At 39.8% G+C, this 16,119-nt stretch carries 20 protein-coding genes; 8 read left to right on the forward strand and 12 right to left on the reverse strand.

The features are described 5' to 3' along the window. Positions 1-9: 9 nt before the first annotated feature. On the reverse strand, positions 10-747 hold the full coding sequence (locus tag VB713_RS26825) for a cation-translocating P-type ATPase (RefSeq protein ID WP_323314535.1): 738 nt from the start codon (positions 745-747) through the stop codon (positions 10-12). 186 nt (positions 748-933) lie between these two features. On the opposite strand from VB713_RS26825, the gene VB713_RS26830 reads away from it, so the two are divergent. Then, positions 934-1,752, forward strand: a complete 819-nt coding sequence (locus VB713_RS26830) for a hypothetical protein (protein WP_323314536.1) — start codon at positions 934-936, stop codon at positions 1,750-1,752. Between the two features lie 23 nt (positions 1,753-1,775). Here VB713_RS26830 and VB713_RS26835 read toward each other — a convergent pair whose 3' ends face one another. The 7 genes from VB713_RS26835 to VB713_RS26865 form a co-directional block, all read right to left on the reverse strand. Beyond that, positions 1,776-3,686, reverse strand: coding sequence for an HAD-IC family P-type ATPase (locus VB713_RS26835; RefSeq protein ID WP_323314537.1), 1,911 nt, complete (start codon positions 3,684-3,686; stop codon positions 1,776-1,778). A gap of 162 nt (positions 3,687-3,848) precedes the next feature. After that, positions 3,849-4,280 carry a ubiquinol-cytochrome c reductase iron-sulfur subunit gene (locus VB713_RS26840; RefSeq protein WP_323314538.1) on the reverse strand — a complete coding sequence of 144 codons (432 nt, stop codon included), beginning with the start codon at positions 4,278-4,280 and terminating at the stop codon, positions 3,849-3,851. A gap of 121 nt (positions 4,281-4,401) precedes the next feature. Beyond that, positions 4,402-5,094: a rubrerythrin family protein gene (locus VB713_RS26845; RefSeq protein ID WP_323314539.1), complete on the reverse strand. Its 693-nt coding sequence runs from the start codon at positions 5,092-5,094 to the stop codon at positions 4,402-4,404. Between the two features lie 376 nt (positions 5,095-5,470). Continuing rightward, the gene (locus VB713_RS26850) at positions 5,471-7,159 is read right to left on the reverse strand and encodes a SulP family inorganic anion transporter (protein WP_323314540.1); all 1,689 of its coding nucleotides are present in this window, start codon (positions 7,157-7,159) and stop codon (positions 5,471-5,473) included. Between the two features lie 10 nt (positions 7,160-7,169). Continuing rightward, positions 7,170-7,334, reverse strand: a complete 165-nt coding sequence (locus VB713_RS26855; protein WP_323314541.1) for a hypothetical protein — start codon at positions 7,332-7,334, stop codon at positions 7,170-7,172. Positions 7,335-7,339: 5 nt separating this feature from the next. Then, positions 7,340-8,761: a HAMP domain-containing sensor histidine kinase gene (locus VB713_RS26860; RefSeq protein ID WP_323314542.1), complete on the reverse strand. Its 1,422-nt coding sequence runs from the start codon at positions 8,759-8,761 to the stop codon at positions 7,340-7,342. After that, a complete protein-coding gene (locus VB713_RS26865; RefSeq protein ID WP_323314543.1) occupies positions 8,706-9,383 on the reverse strand; it encodes a response regulator transcription factor in 678 nt (225 codons plus the stop codon). Before VB713_RS26865 ends, VB713_RS26860 begins: the two co-directional genes overlap by 56 nt. 252 nt (positions 9,384-9,635) lie before the next feature. Here VB713_RS26865 and VB713_RS26870 point away from each other — a divergent pair, with 252 nt between their 5' ends. Further along, entirely contained in the window at positions 9,636-10,229 is a 594-nt protein-coding gene (locus tag VB713_RS26870; RefSeq protein ID WP_323314544.1) for a PepSY-associated TM helix domain-containing protein, read from the forward strand. 158 nt (positions 10,230-10,387) lie between these two features. Here VB713_RS26870 and VB713_RS26875 read toward each other — a convergent pair whose 3' ends face one another. Together VB713_RS26875 and VB713_RS26880 are read right to left on the reverse strand one after the other, a co-directional pair. Next, the gene (locus tag VB713_RS26875) at positions 10,388-10,528 is read right to left on the reverse strand and encodes a hypothetical protein (protein WP_323314545.1); all 141 of its coding nucleotides are present in this window, start codon (positions 10,526-10,528) and stop codon (positions 10,388-10,390) included. 8 nt (positions 10,529-10,536) lie between these two features. Then, positions 10,537-10,809, reverse strand: a complete 273-nt coding sequence (locus tag VB713_RS26880; RefSeq protein WP_323314546.1) for a hypothetical protein — start codon at positions 10,807-10,809, stop codon at positions 10,537-10,539. 96 nt (positions 10,810-10,905) lie between these two features. On the opposite strand from VB713_RS26880, the gene VB713_RS26885 reads away from it, so the two are divergent. The 5 genes from VB713_RS26885 to VB713_RS26905 all read left to right on the forward strand — a co-directional run bounded on the left by VB713_RS26885 (position 10,906) and on the right by VB713_RS26905 (position 13,010). Beyond that, positions 10,906-11,154 (forward strand): hypothetical protein, encoded by a 249-nt coding sequence (locus VB713_RS26885; protein WP_323314547.1) that lies wholly within the window; start codon positions 10,906-10,908, stop codon positions 11,152-11,154. Between the two features lie 109 nt (positions 11,155-11,263). Beyond that, on the forward strand, positions 11,264-11,605 hold the full coding sequence (locus VB713_RS26890) for a hypothetical protein (RefSeq protein WP_323314548.1): 342 nt from the start codon (positions 11,264-11,266) through the stop codon (positions 11,603-11,605). Positions 11,606-11,751: 146 nt separating this feature from the next. Next, positions 11,752-12,303 carry a hypothetical protein gene (locus VB713_RS26895; RefSeq protein ID WP_323314549.1) on the forward strand — a complete coding sequence of 184 codons (552 nt, stop codon included), beginning with the start codon at positions 11,752-11,754 and terminating at the stop codon, positions 12,301-12,303. Positions 12,304-12,325: 22 nt separating this feature from the next. Beyond that, on the forward strand, positions 12,326-12,868 hold the full coding sequence (locus tag VB713_RS26900) for an NUDIX hydrolase (protein WP_323314550.1): 543 nt from the start codon (positions 12,326-12,328) through the stop codon (positions 12,866-12,868). 7 nt (positions 12,869-12,875) lie between these two features. After that, a complete protein-coding gene (locus VB713_RS26905) occupies positions 12,876-13,010 on the forward strand; it encodes a hypothetical protein (protein ID WP_323314551.1) in 135 nt (44 codons plus the stop codon). An 8-nt stretch (positions 13,011-13,018) separates the two neighbouring features. Here the strand turns inward: VB713_RS26905 and VB713_RS26910 are convergent, their stop codons facing one another. Together VB713_RS26910 and VB713_RS26915 are read right to left on the reverse strand one after the other, a co-directional pair. Further along, the gene (locus VB713_RS26910) at positions 13,019-14,218 is read right to left on the reverse strand and encodes an IS4 family transposase (protein WP_323314552.1); all 1,200 of its coding nucleotides are present in this window, start codon (positions 14,216-14,218) and stop codon (positions 13,019-13,021) included. A gap of 286 nt (positions 14,219-14,504) precedes the next feature. Beyond that, the gene (locus VB713_RS26915) at positions 14,505-15,209 is read right to left on the reverse strand and encodes a hypothetical protein (protein ID WP_323314553.1); all 705 of its coding nucleotides are present in this window, start codon (positions 15,207-15,209) and stop codon (positions 14,505-14,507) included. A 238-nt stretch (positions 15,210-15,447) separates the two neighbouring features. On the opposite strand from VB713_RS26915, the gene VB713_RS26920 reads away from it, so the two are divergent. Continuing rightward, positions 15,448-15,669 (forward strand): hypothetical protein, encoded by a 222-nt coding sequence (locus VB713_RS26920; RefSeq protein WP_323314554.1) that lies wholly within the window; start codon positions 15,448-15,450, stop codon positions 15,667-15,669. Positions 15,670-16,119 lie beyond the last annotated feature (450 nt).

The raw sequence follows: 16,119 nt of genomic DNA on the forward strand, positions 1-16,119 counted from the left end.
TGCGAGTAGCTAAAAGCACATTTTTTCCCCGACTTCACAAAATCGCGTTGCTCCCAGTCGTGTATTACCTTTTTTTCGCCGCCAAATTTTCAGTACTTCAAACCAGAAAATACTGAAAATCCCAGAGGTGAGACTAACTACTAAATCATCAAAATGCAGAAAAGAAAAACGGAATAGATGCCGCAATACAGGAACATAAAGTACTAATCCCATAAAAACTACTGCACCACCCAGCACCCACCACAATGCTTGATTCGGAGTGCGTAACATCTCTGGAATGGTACGCGACCAGGAACGATTGCTCAAAATCATGCTCAAATTCGATACAATTAGGGTGGTAAAAGCGAGAGCGCGGGCATCAAATTCTCCGTTTCCAGAATAATAAGACACAGCAAATACAGCCACTAGCACTACTAATACACTCAATCCTTGCAGCAATGCTAATCTTAAAGTGCGACGGCTAAATAATGGCTCCTTGGGGTTGCGGGGAGGACGCTTCATCACATTACTTTCTTCTGGTTCTGCCTCAAACACCACCGTACAAGCTGGGTCAATAATTAAGTGTAGGAAGGCAATGTGGATAGGTAGTAACACTAAAGGCCAGTGAAAGATTACAGGAATCAACGACATCCCAGCAATGGGGATATGAACTGCCAAGGTATAAGCCATACCTTTTTTCAGATTGTCGAATACTCGTCGCCCCAGCCTGACAGACTGGACAATGGAAGAAAAATCATCATCTAGCAATACTAAGTCCGCAGACTACCCCTGTTAAGGTGTACTAAGAAATGAACTAATAAAAGGCTGAAATCCTTGCCACAAGGGGAAGGAAACCAGTACTAACCGAAAAGGACAGCAAAAGTTGTCAAGTACACAAACAATTCAATATGAGATGATTGGGGTGAAAGTAGAATGATGGATGGATGTTGTATCATGCTGAACCCAATATTTGAAAGGTTTGCCGAAGCATCACCAATCACAGTAATGCTAAGAGCAACACTAGAAAAAATATTTAGCGCAGAACTTCTAGACGAAATATTTGAAGCCACAAGAAAAAAGCAATACACCCAAGAGTTATTGTTTTCAACAGTGGTAGGAATCATGAGTTTAGTAGTGTGCAACATCCGTCCATCAATAAGTGCAGCATACAAAGCATTTGAAAAAGAAATTGGAGTATCGCGTGTAGCTTTATACAGCAAAATCAATGGGATTGAGCCACAAGTATCTCAAGCATTGGTACGTTACAGTAGCCATCAATTAGCGCCGATAGTAGAAGAATTAGGAGGAAAACAACCAGAAATATTACCTGGTTATAGAATCAAAATCATTGATGGGAATAATTTGGCAACTACGGAGCATCGATTATCGGTTTTGCGTAACGGTGTTCATGGTCAGGGCAAAGTTGATGCTGGTATTTCCAATTATTATTTGGTTGAGGAAATTCAAAGTACCTATACAGGCATGATGATTGCAATTCCTGAGCCGGAATGGAAATTTGTCTCTACTTTGAATTTATCTACTTTTGTTGAACTCTTGAAACAATTGGCCGCGCAAGTGGACTTAAAACGTTTTACTTCTAGTCCTAGAGGTCCAAAAAAACCACAGCCTCAAAGACCACGAGAACCCCATCGTCCACATGTTTCTACGGCTCGCCTTCTTGCTCTTAAACAACCCTCTCATCAGGCTTCTATCCAGCCAGAGCCACAAAGCAACGTGGTTGAAATCCCTGCTACACAAAAGGTACAGTCGTAAACGTACCATATTTTTAGTACACCTTAACAGGGGTAGTCCGCAGACTCTCGCGCTACATCTGTACCCCGTTCACCCATTGCAATGCCAATATGCGCCGCTTTTAAGGCTGGGGCATCGTTTACCCCGTCTCCAGTCATGGCCACGATTTCGCCGCACCGTTTCAAGGCATTAACAATCAGTAATTTTTGCTCTGGGACAACCCGCGCAAAGATATTCACAGTTTGAATCCGAGACAGCAACTCGCCTTCTGGCATCTTTTCTAATTCTGTTCCCGTAATGACTTCTGTAGCGGGTGTCAGTCCGATTTGACGGGCAATATTTTGGGCTGTTGCTGGATAATCACCTGTAATCATCACGACCCGAATCCCGGCAGTATAACACTCAGTAATGGCTGGTGCTACAGTCGGGCGCACGGGATCAGCCATGCCTACCAGTCCCAAAAATGCAAATACAAAGTCATGTTGTTTTTCAGGAAGGGAGTTTGGCTTATTCTGCGTTTGATGTCGTCCGATCGCTTTCGCTATTCCCAAAACCCGCAAACCAGCAGCAGCCATTGTATTGATATGCTGCTCTAAGTCTCGCATTTGTTGGGCATTAAAATGACACAAATCAGCGATCGCTTCCGGCGCACCTTTGGTAGCAATTACCAGTCTATTTTCTGGCGATTTCCAAACACAAGACATCGCCAACAATTCACCAGACAGGGGATATTCACGCAATATCTCCCAATCTTTATGTAAATGTTCAGTTCTGGCTAAATAGTCATCACCCACTTGTTGGAGGGCTTTTTCCATCGGATCGAAGGGGTCTTTGCGACTGGCTAAAATCCCAAATTCGATTAATTCATGGTAAGTTTCTGGGAGTGCTTCTCGTGCGTGCAGAGCGACATCATAAAAATTGGGAGATACAAATAATTGCTGAACTGACATCCGGTTAAAAGTCAGTGTGCCAGTTTTATCGACACAAAGAACAGTAGTAGAACCTAGTGTTTCCACCACAGGGACACGACGAGTCAAAACCCTAGCTAGAGAAAATCTCCAAGCACCCAACGCCAAGAAAATCGCCAATACCACAGGAATTTCATTAGGCAAAATTGCCATCGCCAGCGCCAACCCTGCGAGAACCCCTTGTAGCCAATTGCCCGTAGATGCCCCATAAATCACGACTACAGCAACGCAGATAGCGATCGCCACAAAGGTCAACTTACTCACAATCCGCCGAGTTTCCCTTTCCAGAACCGTCTGTTCTGGTTCCACAGTCTGCAAGGCTTTACCAATCTTGCCCATTTCTGTCTGCATACCAATGGCATAGACTTGGGCAATACCTTGACCTTGGACAATCAGCGTTCCCGAATAGACAAAGGGGAAATCCTCACCACCAGGACGGTGCTGAGATGCCGTTTGCGTAGTGTTTTCTAAATCTTTGCCGTCCTTAACTGATTGCTTGCGTACAGGCAAAGATTCACCAGTTAACAGAGATTCATCGACGCTCAAATGAGTAGACCACACCACCACAGCATCCGTAGGAACTCTATCGCCCTCTGATAAAACAATCACATCTTCACGTACCACTTCCCGTCCCGCAATCCGTTGGCGTTCTCCATCACGGATAACTAATGCACGAGGACTGGAGAGGTCACGTAATGCTTCCAGTGATTTTTCAGTTTTCTGTTCTTGGTATAAATTAATGGCAACAATGAAGAAAACAAAGCCTAATAGGATTAACGCTTCCTGAACATCACCCAGAAACAAGTAAATCACACCACAACCCAACAAGAGCAGGAAAATAGGCTCTTTGAAGATTTCTAGAGCAATTCCCCAGATGTTGCGATGTTGGGTAGATGGTAGCTCATTGTACCCTTCTTGCTTCAGGCGATCGCCTACAGATGATACAGATAGACCTGTGATAGATTCGAGTTCAATTTTATGAGCCATTTTTCCTCTGCAACTCTGCGTAAATTTTTCATGCTGTCAATTAATAACACCGGTTTTTTATAGGACTTACGTATACCAGAAAACAAGACTTTGGGATTGCAACCGAAGCGTCGATAGGGACGGAAATATGTAGTCCGTGCGTAAGTCCTGTTTTATTACGAATTACACAACTTTTGTTTTTACCAACACATTCCCACCTTCCAACTTAGCTGTGTAAGTTTGTAATGGTTCCGTTGCGGGGCCTCCCAGTACCTTGCCATCTGGAGCAAATTTCGACTCGTGACAGGGACAAACAAAAGATTTCTGATCTTGTTCCCAATTCACAGCACAGCCAGCATGGGTACAGGTAGAATTAACAGCAATTAGATTATTTTTATCAGTGGGATTACGTATGACGATTACATTCTGATTGAGAATATGACCTTTTTGGTCTAACTCTGTCACAGTACCTATAGCTTTAAAATCATCAGGACGTGATGGAGCATTAGTTAACTTAGAAGATGTAGATTGAGAAGAACAAGCGGCGATCGCTAGAGGTAAGGAAGTAGAAATTGCCCCCAAACCCACCCAGCCGAAAAATTCACGTCTATTCATATATATCTGTTACCAAAATTGCCAATTTTAACTAAGTAAACAGATATAATTTTCGTATTTTTAGTAAAAATTATATCTGTATTAACTCAATATCTGGAACAATCGAACACCTAAAACCTAATTAAATTGATTTCTCAAAAGGCTGAGAGCAATTTTTGCTATTTGCCTCAAGTGTTGTATAACCAGAGACAGGGCAAACATATAAAGGACGATCTGCTTGTTTCCAAGAAGCGAGGTTATTCTTAGCTGTGGTGTAGAGTTTGGCGTGTCCCGTTTCTGCTTCTAAAGCGTAGTTAAAAGTTTGGACAGCAGCTTTATTACCAGACTGTTTCGCCTCTTTAATAAAGCCAGGATACATAGTATCGCGTTCGTAGGACTCACCTTTAAGAGCCTGTGTCAAATTTGCAGCAGTAGAGTTGACTACAGGTGTAGCAATATTATTTTTAGGTGTGCCGCCCATTGCCTGAATCACCTGAGCATGATTATCGCGGTGAATTGCTTCTGCTCGTGCGGTGGCGCGGAAGAGACTACCAACTTCCTTGTAACCTTCCCCATCAGCTTTTTGTGCAAAAGCCAGATACATTACATGGGCGTTAGATTCGCCATTGTAAGCAGAGATGAGATTTTTGACTGTGGTAGACTCAGGTGTAGTATTGGCTTGGGTATCAGGTTGAACAACAGGCGCAGATGGTTCAACGATCGCAACTGGAGTTTGTGGGGTGCAAGCATTTAAACCTAGAATACTGAGGGCAGTTGCTCCAAATACAGAACCAGTTTTGAGATTAAAAAATGGTACTTTCTTGATAAAATCCATGATATAACTCTCCTAATATGTGCAGAAGTAAAATTACGTGTGTACGGGTATTTATTTAGCCGATGCTTGCGATCGCCATAGCTAATAACAGGGTTAGATATACCGAGTTATTAGGGAAGATCGATTTACCTCTCCACAACTCACAGGGTAAAACAAACAAAGTAAGGAACTAGTAAAGAAACTAGTCAGTCGGCGCGAAGTCTAATCACATTCGCCAATTAAACCCCGTCTAAGTAGAAACCTATAGTTTTTTCTATGGTGAAAACTCAAGTTTTCAAGCTGGATGGGGTATAGAGGATTAAAAAATAGTATTTTTCTCTTTGATTAGAGATTGGGGTTGTCATTTCTGAAGGTGTAGTAAGCGGATAAAGTAGGATCAATCATTTAATTCCCTTAATTCTTTTGATTTAAAACTAGTTGCTACAGGTTGAGAACATCCGACAATCTGAGGAGAGATAGAGCAAATTGCCTCTGTGGTTGTTTCAAAACAATTTGATAACCCAATTGTGTTTAACAATCCTGAACGTTCTAATAATTGTTTGACTTGGGGTTGTAAACCTGTGAGAATTAAGCGGCAATTGTGTCGTTTTAAGTCGTGGTAAATATCCTCTAAGGCTACTAGTCCAGTTGTGTCCATATTTGGCACAAATCGCAACCGCAGAATTAAATACTTCACTTCCGGTTCATCGCGGAGGAAGGTAGCAAATCGTTCAGCAGCACCAAAAAATACAGGGCCATCTACGCGGTAAACGGCAATTTCTTTACCTAATTCTAGAGGAGTACCAGGCGGAAATACTTCGGTTTCAGGTATTTTGACTAGGCTTAAATCACTCATCCGCTTGATGAATAAAGCACCGGCTGCAATCAATCCCACTTCGACAGCGAGAACTAAGTCAAACAAGATTGTCACTAACCAGGTGAGAATCATCACAGCAAAGTCGGAGTAGGTAGCACGCATCAATAAACCAATGGCTTCCCACTCAATCATCCGCACACTAACTACCATCAAAATACCGGCAAGTGCTGCTAGGGGAATCTGTGCTGCTAGGGGTGCTAAAGTCAAAACGATAATGGCTAAGGCAACACCGTGAATTACCCCAGATAGTCGGGTCTTACCACCAGAACGGACATTGACAGCAGTCCGAGCGATCGCTCCTGTTGCCGGGATGCCTCCAAAAAATGGCACAATAATATTTGCCAAACCTTGCCCAATTAATTCGCGATTGCTATTGTGCTTCTCACTCACCGTCATGCCATCAGCCACCACCGCCGACAGCAAGGATTCAATACTTCCCAGCGCCGCCAAAACCAAAGCCGGGTTAATTAGTTCTCGAATCACACTAAAATCATTCCAGTGGGGAATACCTTGGGGTATCGGTAAAGATTGCGGAATCGTGCCAATTGTTGGTACATTCAAATGGAAATAAGTAGCTATTCCTGTCGCTAATACCAACCCCATTAAAGAGCCTGGGATTATAGAATTTATCCTTGGCCATAAAATCTTAGTAGCGATCGCCACCATTGCTAACCCGACAGCAGCCCAGTTTAAAGCTTCTACGTGAGTTAAACTTTGCCAAACTCCCGGTAGAAAATGTTCGCTACGTGGTAGCTGTAACCCAAAGAAATTATTTAATTGACCACAAAATATAATCACGGCAATACCATTAGTAAAGCCTGCCGTCACCGGATAAGGAATAAACTTTACTAACTGTCCCAGTTTGGCAATCCCCAAAGCAATCTGGATAATCCCCGCCATCACCCCAGCAATCCAAACTTTCTCAATGCCGTATTTAGCGACAATTCCCACCACAACCACAGCCATTGCACCTGTCGGCCCTGTAATCTGTACCGGCGAACCCCCAAAAATTGCCGCGACAATTCCTGCCACAATAGCGGTGTAAAGTCCCGCCTTGGGTTCCACACCACTTGCTACCGCAAAGGCTAAAGCCAAAGGCAATGCTACTACTGCTGCCGTCAATCCTCCCGTCAAATCGCCGCGAAGTTCACTAAACCAGCGCCCCTGAGGGAAAAGCTTTGGTTTTTCGAGGGTATCAGAGATTCCCATATTGTTATTTTCAACTCTCATACACAATTTGTTGATGCACACATACCTCACGCACATTCACAAGATGTTTATTAAACACCTCCAGTGCTGCATCAAGCACCTTGAAAATAGCCCAGGAATCAACTATGTCTTTAATATCTTCAAAGTTTTGCAGATACTCTACATTGAACGTCATGAAAATTAGTTATTTTTATAATTTCCCTCAAATACTGGTAACTTCACCCGAAAACAGCTTCCCACACCGGTTTTACTGGTCACAGAAATCTCACCACCATGAACACGAGTAATAGCTTGGACAATAGCTAAACCCAAACCGGAACCACCTTGACGACGAGAACGGGCTTTTTCTGCTCGCCAAAAGCGATTAAACACTAAAGATAAATGTTCAGGTGCAATCCCAATTCCAGTATCCGTTACTTCAATTACTACAAAATCATCCCATTGAACGATTTTCACCCTGATTAAACCGCCATTAGACGTATATTGCAGGGCATTTTCTAGCAAATTCCCAAAGAGTCGTTGTAATTGATGTGCATCTCCCTTTACCCATATTGCATCAATCAAATCGGCTTCTAAAGTAATTTCTTTAGATTCTGCCTCCGGCTGTAAGGTATCAATTAAATCAAACAAAATTTCATCTACAGGTATGGGAATCGCAGTTGTAGGCAAACTTACAGGCGCAGAATCACTTCTGGCTAACAACAGTAAATCCTCTACTAAGTGTGTCATCTGTTGTGTTGCTCCCTCTATGATGGCAATTTTTTTGACATCACTGGGATGGATACGTTCTGGGTGACTTTGGATAACTTCCACAGTCGTTTTAATCGCCGTTAGGGGACTGCGTAGTTCATGGGACGCATCTGCCGTAAACTGTTGTAATTGCTGGAAACTCTGCTCAATCGGTTGCAAGGCTTTACTCGTTAACCACCAACCTGTAACACCAATTAAAACCATCCCCAAAACACCAGCAACCCCCAAACCCATCAACAGTCTATTCAGTTCTTTTTGTACTTCTACAGTTGATGCACTTACACGCACATAACCTAAAAGTTGTTGATTTTTTCCCGAAGAATAAACCGGAATAGTTAATGTCCTGATGCCATTTTGCTGCCACGAGTGAAAATTAGTAACAAATGGTGTTTCGGGAAATTGCTTTCCTGCTTTTCCTAATAATTGCTTAAGAGCATCAAACCATTCCACACTCTGACGATATAACCGTAAATCTTGCCAAGGAATATCTAAATCCCCATCATTATCTAAAATTCGCGGCATCTTGCGATTTACAGCCGTCCTATCCACCTGAATCGCTGATAAATTATGAGCCGCCGCATCCGCCAACGTCAACAACTGCCTATCTAATTGTTGACTAAGACTATAAGAAAAAAAGTGATACACTACCACTGATGACAGTCCCATAACTACCATCATCGCCATCAAATAAGATAATAGTAGTCGCCAGCTGGTAGCCCGAAACTGGGAGTTCGCTAAAATATTTCCCCACCGCCAAGGTACGATCAACTTTCTAACGGCAAACCTGCTTTTATTTCTAGAAGTTTTGGTTAAGCCGATACCCAAGCCCGTAAACAGTTTCGATAAAATCATTTTTGGCTCCTGCGGCTTTGAGTTTTTGACGTATTCCTCGAATATGTACTTTGACTGTATCTTGTCCAGGTTGGTCAATAGATGACCACAAGTTGTCAAGAATTTGATGACGACTGAGAACGTGTCCATTATTACGGAGAAATAATTCTAGTAATTGGTATTCTTTAGGTGTCATCAACAATAATTTATCTTTGTAAGTAACAGTACAATTGGCTGGGTCAAGTAGCAGTCCACCCCACTCCAAGAAAGTTAATAACGGCGAATTTCCACGTCGCAGTAAAGCCCGAATACGTGCTAGTAATTCTTTTAAATCAAAAGGTTTGATGACGTAATCATCTGCACCTGCATCCAAACCTAGTACTTTATCAGTACTGCTATCTCTCGCAGTCAACATCAGCACTGGCAGCCCATAACCACGCTGTCGTAATCTTTGACACAATTCTATACCATTCAATTTCGGTAGCATCACATCCAGAAGAATTAAATCATAGGTGAATGCCGTTATGAAGTCCCATCCTTCCTCGCCGTCACCAGCTACATCAATCGCGTAATTATTGTCAGTTAAAGCTTCTGCAAGAGATGCAGCAATCCGTTCGTCATCTTCAACTAATAAAAACTTCATTGCATAGTTACTATTACAGTATTTATTATTAATTGTTTGTAAACAATATACAGGTAATCAAGTCAAGCCTAAAATCAGACATAAATGAAGTATATGAGGATTTTTATCTTGGTGGTACATCTTTCCAAGTTCTTTACTTTTGCTGTCTTATGCTCAAAGTTAGTTTGAGGTTAAGTAGCACATTTATTTTAGATGGATAAATATTGTTAAACCTCCAACCTCAGCAAGGTTGTATTCATTCAAGAGGTTCTAATGGTTAAGATCAATCAGTCTCGTGAATTTCGTAAACTCCATCGTAACATTGCACCAGTTTTATTCATTCCTCTACTGCTGAGTGCCTTAACTGGTATTGCTTATCGTCTGGGAAGAAGTTGGTTTGGGATGCCTAGAGACATTGGCGAGATTTTCCTCGCAATTCACCAGGGTACTTTTTTGGGTAAACCACTAGAACCAGTTTATGTATCTTTGGTAGGACTGGGACTAGTGGTATTGGTGATTACCGGATTTGGTATGATTCGTAAATCCAAGCAATCTCCCTCAAATAAAGCACAATCTAAACTGACCGTCAGAAGCATTCACAGTATTGTTGCACCTATTATTTTTCTACCCTTGTTAGTTAGTGCTGTTACGGGTATTGCTTACCGAGTGGGTGAAAGCTGGCTGGGATTACCAGAAGAACAAATTGAATTATTAATGACAATTCATCAAGGTAGCTATTTCGGGAGTTTTGGCAAACCTATTTATGTTTTTCTTGTTGGTTTAGGACTGATTGCTATGCTATTTACAGGCATCAGTATGACAGGAATTTTTCGCAAGCGTCGTTCTCCAGTTCCAGAAAGTGAATAAATAGATGATTAAAAATTTACAATTTTCTGAATTTTACCCCTCTTCTGTCACTTTTTGGGTATTCTGAATAAAAGAATAAAAAAAGGGCGTTGCATAAATGCGGGATGAATTGGCGGTCGAAACCATTGAAAATTCGTTCTAAATTGGGCGAAATCATCCTATGATTCAGCAACGCCTGATTGTGGAAATTCCGTTTCACCGTCAAATACACAGTCTACTGGCAAAACATCGTTACAACATTCTTCATCGGCTGCTGCATGACGAGATTTATCTGGTTCATCCTGTTTTGATTTTGGCATATCTTCTTTTATTTAACATTGTCAGGATCTTTGCGTATTCGGTCAGCGATCGCCTTCCATAAATCGGCAATTTCATCTTTACTGTTAAGATTGAATTGGTAAACAGTGTTAGCATGAACTTGAGAATTACCCATTGTTACCGTAAAACTATTATCATCTTTGACAGGTAATAATTTCTTTACTAACTTAGCTTTTTCATCTATAGTTAAATGCTCAGTAACACCTTCTAAAAATGCTAACTTTTCTTCACCACTTAACTTATCGTAATGATTTTTATCCATTGGATTATCTTGATAATAACTGCTATAATTATCGTATATTTTCGGTAAAAATATCAATAGAGTTAATATAATTAGAAGCAAAATAAAATTTTCATAATGAATTACTCAACCACTTTACAAGAAAACTTTATTAAAGATGATGTTTCTATCAGGTTAAGTAATCTAAGCAATCATTTAAAACAGATTCAGACATTATCACAAAACTCTGCTAATAATGAAGTGGTCAAAAGTCTGATCACAGAGACAATGTATTTTATGGAGTGGATAGCCCCGGATATAGAATTTGACCATGCTTTTGAGTTAGCTAATTTAGGACGGTTTCTAACTCGTTGGTTGTTTAAGTGAGAGCAAATCTGGAACAACACAGAAGCCAGAAATCAAGTTAATCAAGAACTTGGCACTTGGAATGACCGTGTTTTGCAAATGTCACAATTACCTGTAAAACAATCTTAATATGACCCAACCACCATTACCACAACCACAATTAGAACCCAGTGGAATTACTTCAGACCAATATTTTGAATTTACTCCAGAAAAACTAGAAATGAGTAATGGATATCTAGGTTACGGTGGACAAGACCAGCTTGGATTTCATTTGTCCATACTTACCAATATGGGGTTATTAAAAGCAGCCCAACACACGAATTTAGCATTGTGGGCAGAAGCCCTGGACTGTGTGATGAGAGAAAAACTGGCAGAAGTTAATACTGAATCAGAAGTAGTAGAAGCGATGTTAAATAGATTTAATCAGGCAATGTTAGACCTGGAGGCAGTGATAGATTATTTGGAAGAATAACGTAGCTTTTGGATTTTCCTCTCAGAAAATCAGAAAACCACGACAAGCATTAGAACAAGCAATGATTCAAAAATGGCGCAGTCCCTTTAAAAAAGAAATGTGGGATTTATGGGGTCAACCCTTTCAATAGATTCTTAGAGGAAACCATGAATCAAAGTTTAGCCGTGACATTGGGGGAACTACAAGCAGAAATATATTGGTTACATGATGCTGAGAAATTTGAAGAATTAGCGATCGCAGCATCCAGCATTTATCTGAAACTTGGTTATAGTCAGGAGCAAGCAGAAGCCGCAGGTAATTTAATTAGTCAATCCTATCAATTATCAGATGAAGCTGATTTAGCTTATAAAGCAAGTGATTATGATAGAGAAATGCAGTTTTATTATCAGGTCAAGGATAAATTAAGCGAAGTAGAAATTATTCTAAACTACCAGAATAGTATTGCTATACATCAGATGCAATGGTGGCTACACTTTCGGCACAAACAGAAACTACAAGTTGTTTTACATTTGTTTTTACAACATTTTAAAGTAGTGGGGTTTAGTCATTTATTTACAGCAATTAAATTGACATATTGTTTAATAGAAATCGGCAGGGTTCACAAACAAAGAGACAAAGAAACCACCAAATACAATGCTATAAAATACTGGGAGGAATTATTAAAAATGAAACCACAACAATACCCTTATCTTGGTTAAACTTTTCAAAATAAGAAACTTTATGAAACAATTGAAACATTGGCAAATTGAAGATAGGTTTTTAGAATTGCGTTCAAAATGGATGACACTGATTGCTGAACATATACAAGATAATCAGGGTCAAATATTAGAATATTGGCGTGTTGAAAAAGCTGATTCAGTAATAATTTTAACTATTCAGAATCATCATTTAATTTTGCCACCACCGAGTTATCGTCCTGGAGTAGGTGAATTAACTTTGGACTTTCCTGGTGGTCGTGTTCCTAATGGTAAGTCTCCAGAAGTTACAGTACCATCCATTCTATTTCGAGAACTGGGAATTAGTGAAAAGAATATTATAAATTTTTCTGCTTTGAATAATCAAGGTTGGTTAGTTAATAGTTCCTTCTCTAATCAGAAACTTTATGGTTGTATAGCTGAAATTCAACCTAATTTAGAAATTGATAAAGAATATATTGGTGCAGTATATCCAATAAATAACAGTGGTATTAATAATTTACTAAACAATCTTCATTGTTTACAATGTCGTGCTGTTCTCATGCAGTGGTGGTTAAATCAAATTTAGATTAATTTTGTCTTCTAAGAATTACAGCGTCATTGGCGATGCCTTCGTATCCCTGACAAGATGGAAGGAACAGAGAGCGCAGCGATCGCATATTGAATCTAATCTCCAAGCCGAGATATGTGAAATTTCCCTTACCGGGTGACAAGGTGGCTAAACAGCTTGTTTCATAAGGGATAGAGCCTGAAGGCCCCGTTTAAAAAAGAGGCGTTTATGAGGCTTAAGCTCGATTAAGTTCAGAGCTAAATCAGCCCATAATTCCATGCCATAAATCCAGAGTTGTCCGTAGAGAGAAAAGCTAAAGTCACTCTGGCGTGGGTACTTATCCTGATGTTGTTGAATACGTCCGGCATAAGTCTCTATACCTAATTTTTTCATCCGTTGACCGTGCATAGTGGCTAAACTATAAGCAATGACAATTAATAAAACTAAGGCTAAAAAACGAGTTTCATTCACTTTGGTATCTTCTAGATTATAACCACCAGTTTTACAATCCTTAAAGAATTGTTCAATTCCCCATCGGCATCTATAAAGGCATAAAGTTTGTTTAAGATTTGGCAGATTCGTCAAAATATACCAAGGTTCTTTTGGTCCTTTATTTCGATATTTTCTCTTCCAATAAACAGCAATATTAAATAAACCTAATTCATCCCCTTTACCACATTTGACTCCCTCATAAAATTTCGACATTCCTGGCTTAAATCCTTGGTTTTTAAGAACTTTATATTCTTGTTCATGGTTTTCTTGAAAATAAAGGTTTTTCTTCTGACGTAGAGCAAAGTACACTCCTTGCTCATCAAGCCATTTAGCCAGTTTTGGACTATGAAATTCTCTGTCCGCTAAGACTACAATCCGACATTTTTTCAATAATTTTATTGCCGTCTTTATCAGTCTTTTTTGGGTTTGTAAATTACTATTTCCGACATGATTTAATGTTTCCCAGTATAGTGGTAGGGCATGAGTACCCCATACCAATGTCACCATAAATATATTTCTTCCTTTCCACTGCGTTCGATCCAGTGCCACCATCCAATAACCATATTTTTGATACTGTTTTTTATGAAAATAACGCCGCTGTTCTCGATTCAGTTGCTTTGGTGTTAACGATTGTCTAATCCAATATTTTATCAATGGAAACCATAATAATTTTACGCAGAGTTTACCTATTCCTAAAAATCTTTGTAGATTGCGTTTCCTGCTTTCATATTTAATTGGTTGGGGAAATAAGCTGGCCAATTTTGACAGTTTTACCTGGCGATGGGCTTGTATCAATAGCAACAATAGCTCTAGCGTCAAATACTGCTGTTCACTCAAATGCTTCCGGAAGATTGTTTGATATAATTGTGGCAACATTTTTTGTTTTGGGGGCTTCCTTGTCCCTATTTTTTTTACCCCCTTATTTTCTCAAATTATTGCCACATCTCATCTTCAACCCCCTTGTCACCCGTTAAGGAAATTTCCTGCAAGATGGTTTGAAAACCCTTGTTATATCTACTTTACAGCCTTAGCGCGCAATTTACCCGTTTTGGTTGGCTTGTGTTATTGTTTAGGGTTTTCCTCTAAGAATTTTGTAGTTAATGTGTACTATAAAACTTTTCCTCTAAGAATTATGAGGCAGTCACCACAACTGCCCAAATAGTTAATTAAAATCATCAAAACGTCGCAAATCCCAAGGTAAAGACCGTCGGCTTTGTTTCAAAATTGATTGATACCCTTCAGGTGATAACCAAGAACCATCTTCTAACTGTACATAATCGCTTGGCACTTCTTCCTCTGGTGTGGATGCTGGTAAAGTCCAGGGACGCTTAGGTTTGACACCGGGGACTGATTGCAACTGCTCTTGAATCTCACTGAGTTGTTGGGTAATGGGAGTCAGGGATGTTTCGATAGCGGTGGTGATGATGGTAGATAATTCTTCTTGGCTGATTATTCCTTGAGAACCTACATTGATTGGGGAGTAACCGGTATGTGACCAGATAAACATTCTTAACCCAGCCTTGGCAATCATGCGATAATTGTTAATCGCTATCTGTTTACCTTTATACTTTCTTGCTTCCAGTGCGTAATATTCCAGAACTGCATGACAAACTTCGTCAATAATAAATACCTTGCCGGAGGGGTCACTCGTGATGAGTCTCCAATCACTACCAACAAAGGGTTTTAGACATTCTACAAGCTCATTCGTGATAGGGTTAGAATCCCTAAGACGGTTTAAGAACTGGGTAACAGTATGCTGTTCTGTTCCGCAAAATTGAGCTAAAGCTGTTACACTCATCCCACTGACACCATCGCTAAAACGGGTGCAGTAACTTTGGTCTTCGTCTCTAACTTCTATCCGTGTCATAATGAAATCAACCTTTTACTACTAGGTTTATAAGGCGATCGCTCTCCCGCCAAGAAGTTGCGATCGCCTTTGTTATTATGAATACAATAACATTGATGTGTTGACGTGTCAACGTTATGGTAAGTTCTAGTAACTTTAAGAAAAGAAAATTCCTAAACGTTGCTGTGTTAATGTATTGACGTACCTAAAATTTATTCTGGTGCGTAATTTAAGTTAATTACAGAAATTGAGTATTTTTATGACTAAATATATTGACCTTTCTAGTTATTGGACAGAAGACAAAAACTTATCTATTCAAAAAGCTAAGGAAATGACTGGATTAGATAAGAGAACTCTGTCATCTGCTAAAAAAGGACAGTTAGATCGTGGACAGTTTGAAACTTTATTTAAACTCAGAGATTTAGCTTCTGAACTTGCGGGTAAACCCCTAACACTCGAAGAGATTTTTAGTAAAGAGTGATGGGCTAAATAAGTAGTCGTGCAAATCATTTACAATTTATCTTTGATTTACGGAATGAATAGGAATTTGATTTATATCTAGAAAAAATTGACCTCGATAATGGGGAAATACAAGAATCATAAGTTTTAGAATCTCATTGTCAACCTCCAGAACGAGAGGAGGAATATATAGTATATCTTATACAAAATGAATGGACGATAGATTTGAAAACCCCTGATTGTGATTAGAATTAAGCTTATTTAAAGTTAAATAGGTTGGTCGAGAAATGTTTTTAATATATTACTTTTTCATGGTTACACCATAATTTGAGTAAACAATGTCCACTGTACCAAACCCAACTTCTCAACAAATTAACGCTTCTGTTCCCCAAGAAACAATTACGGGAGTAGTAGAACGCTGACGGGATGACGAAATAGTCTAAAAAGCTTATCAGATGCAGATTGTACCGAT

Source organism: Anabaena cylindrica UHCC 0172 (assembly GCF_034931625.1).
Taxonomy (GTDB): domain Bacteria; phylum Cyanobacteriota; class Cyanobacteriia; order Cyanobacteriales; family Nostocaceae; genus Anabaena; species Anabaena cylindrica_A.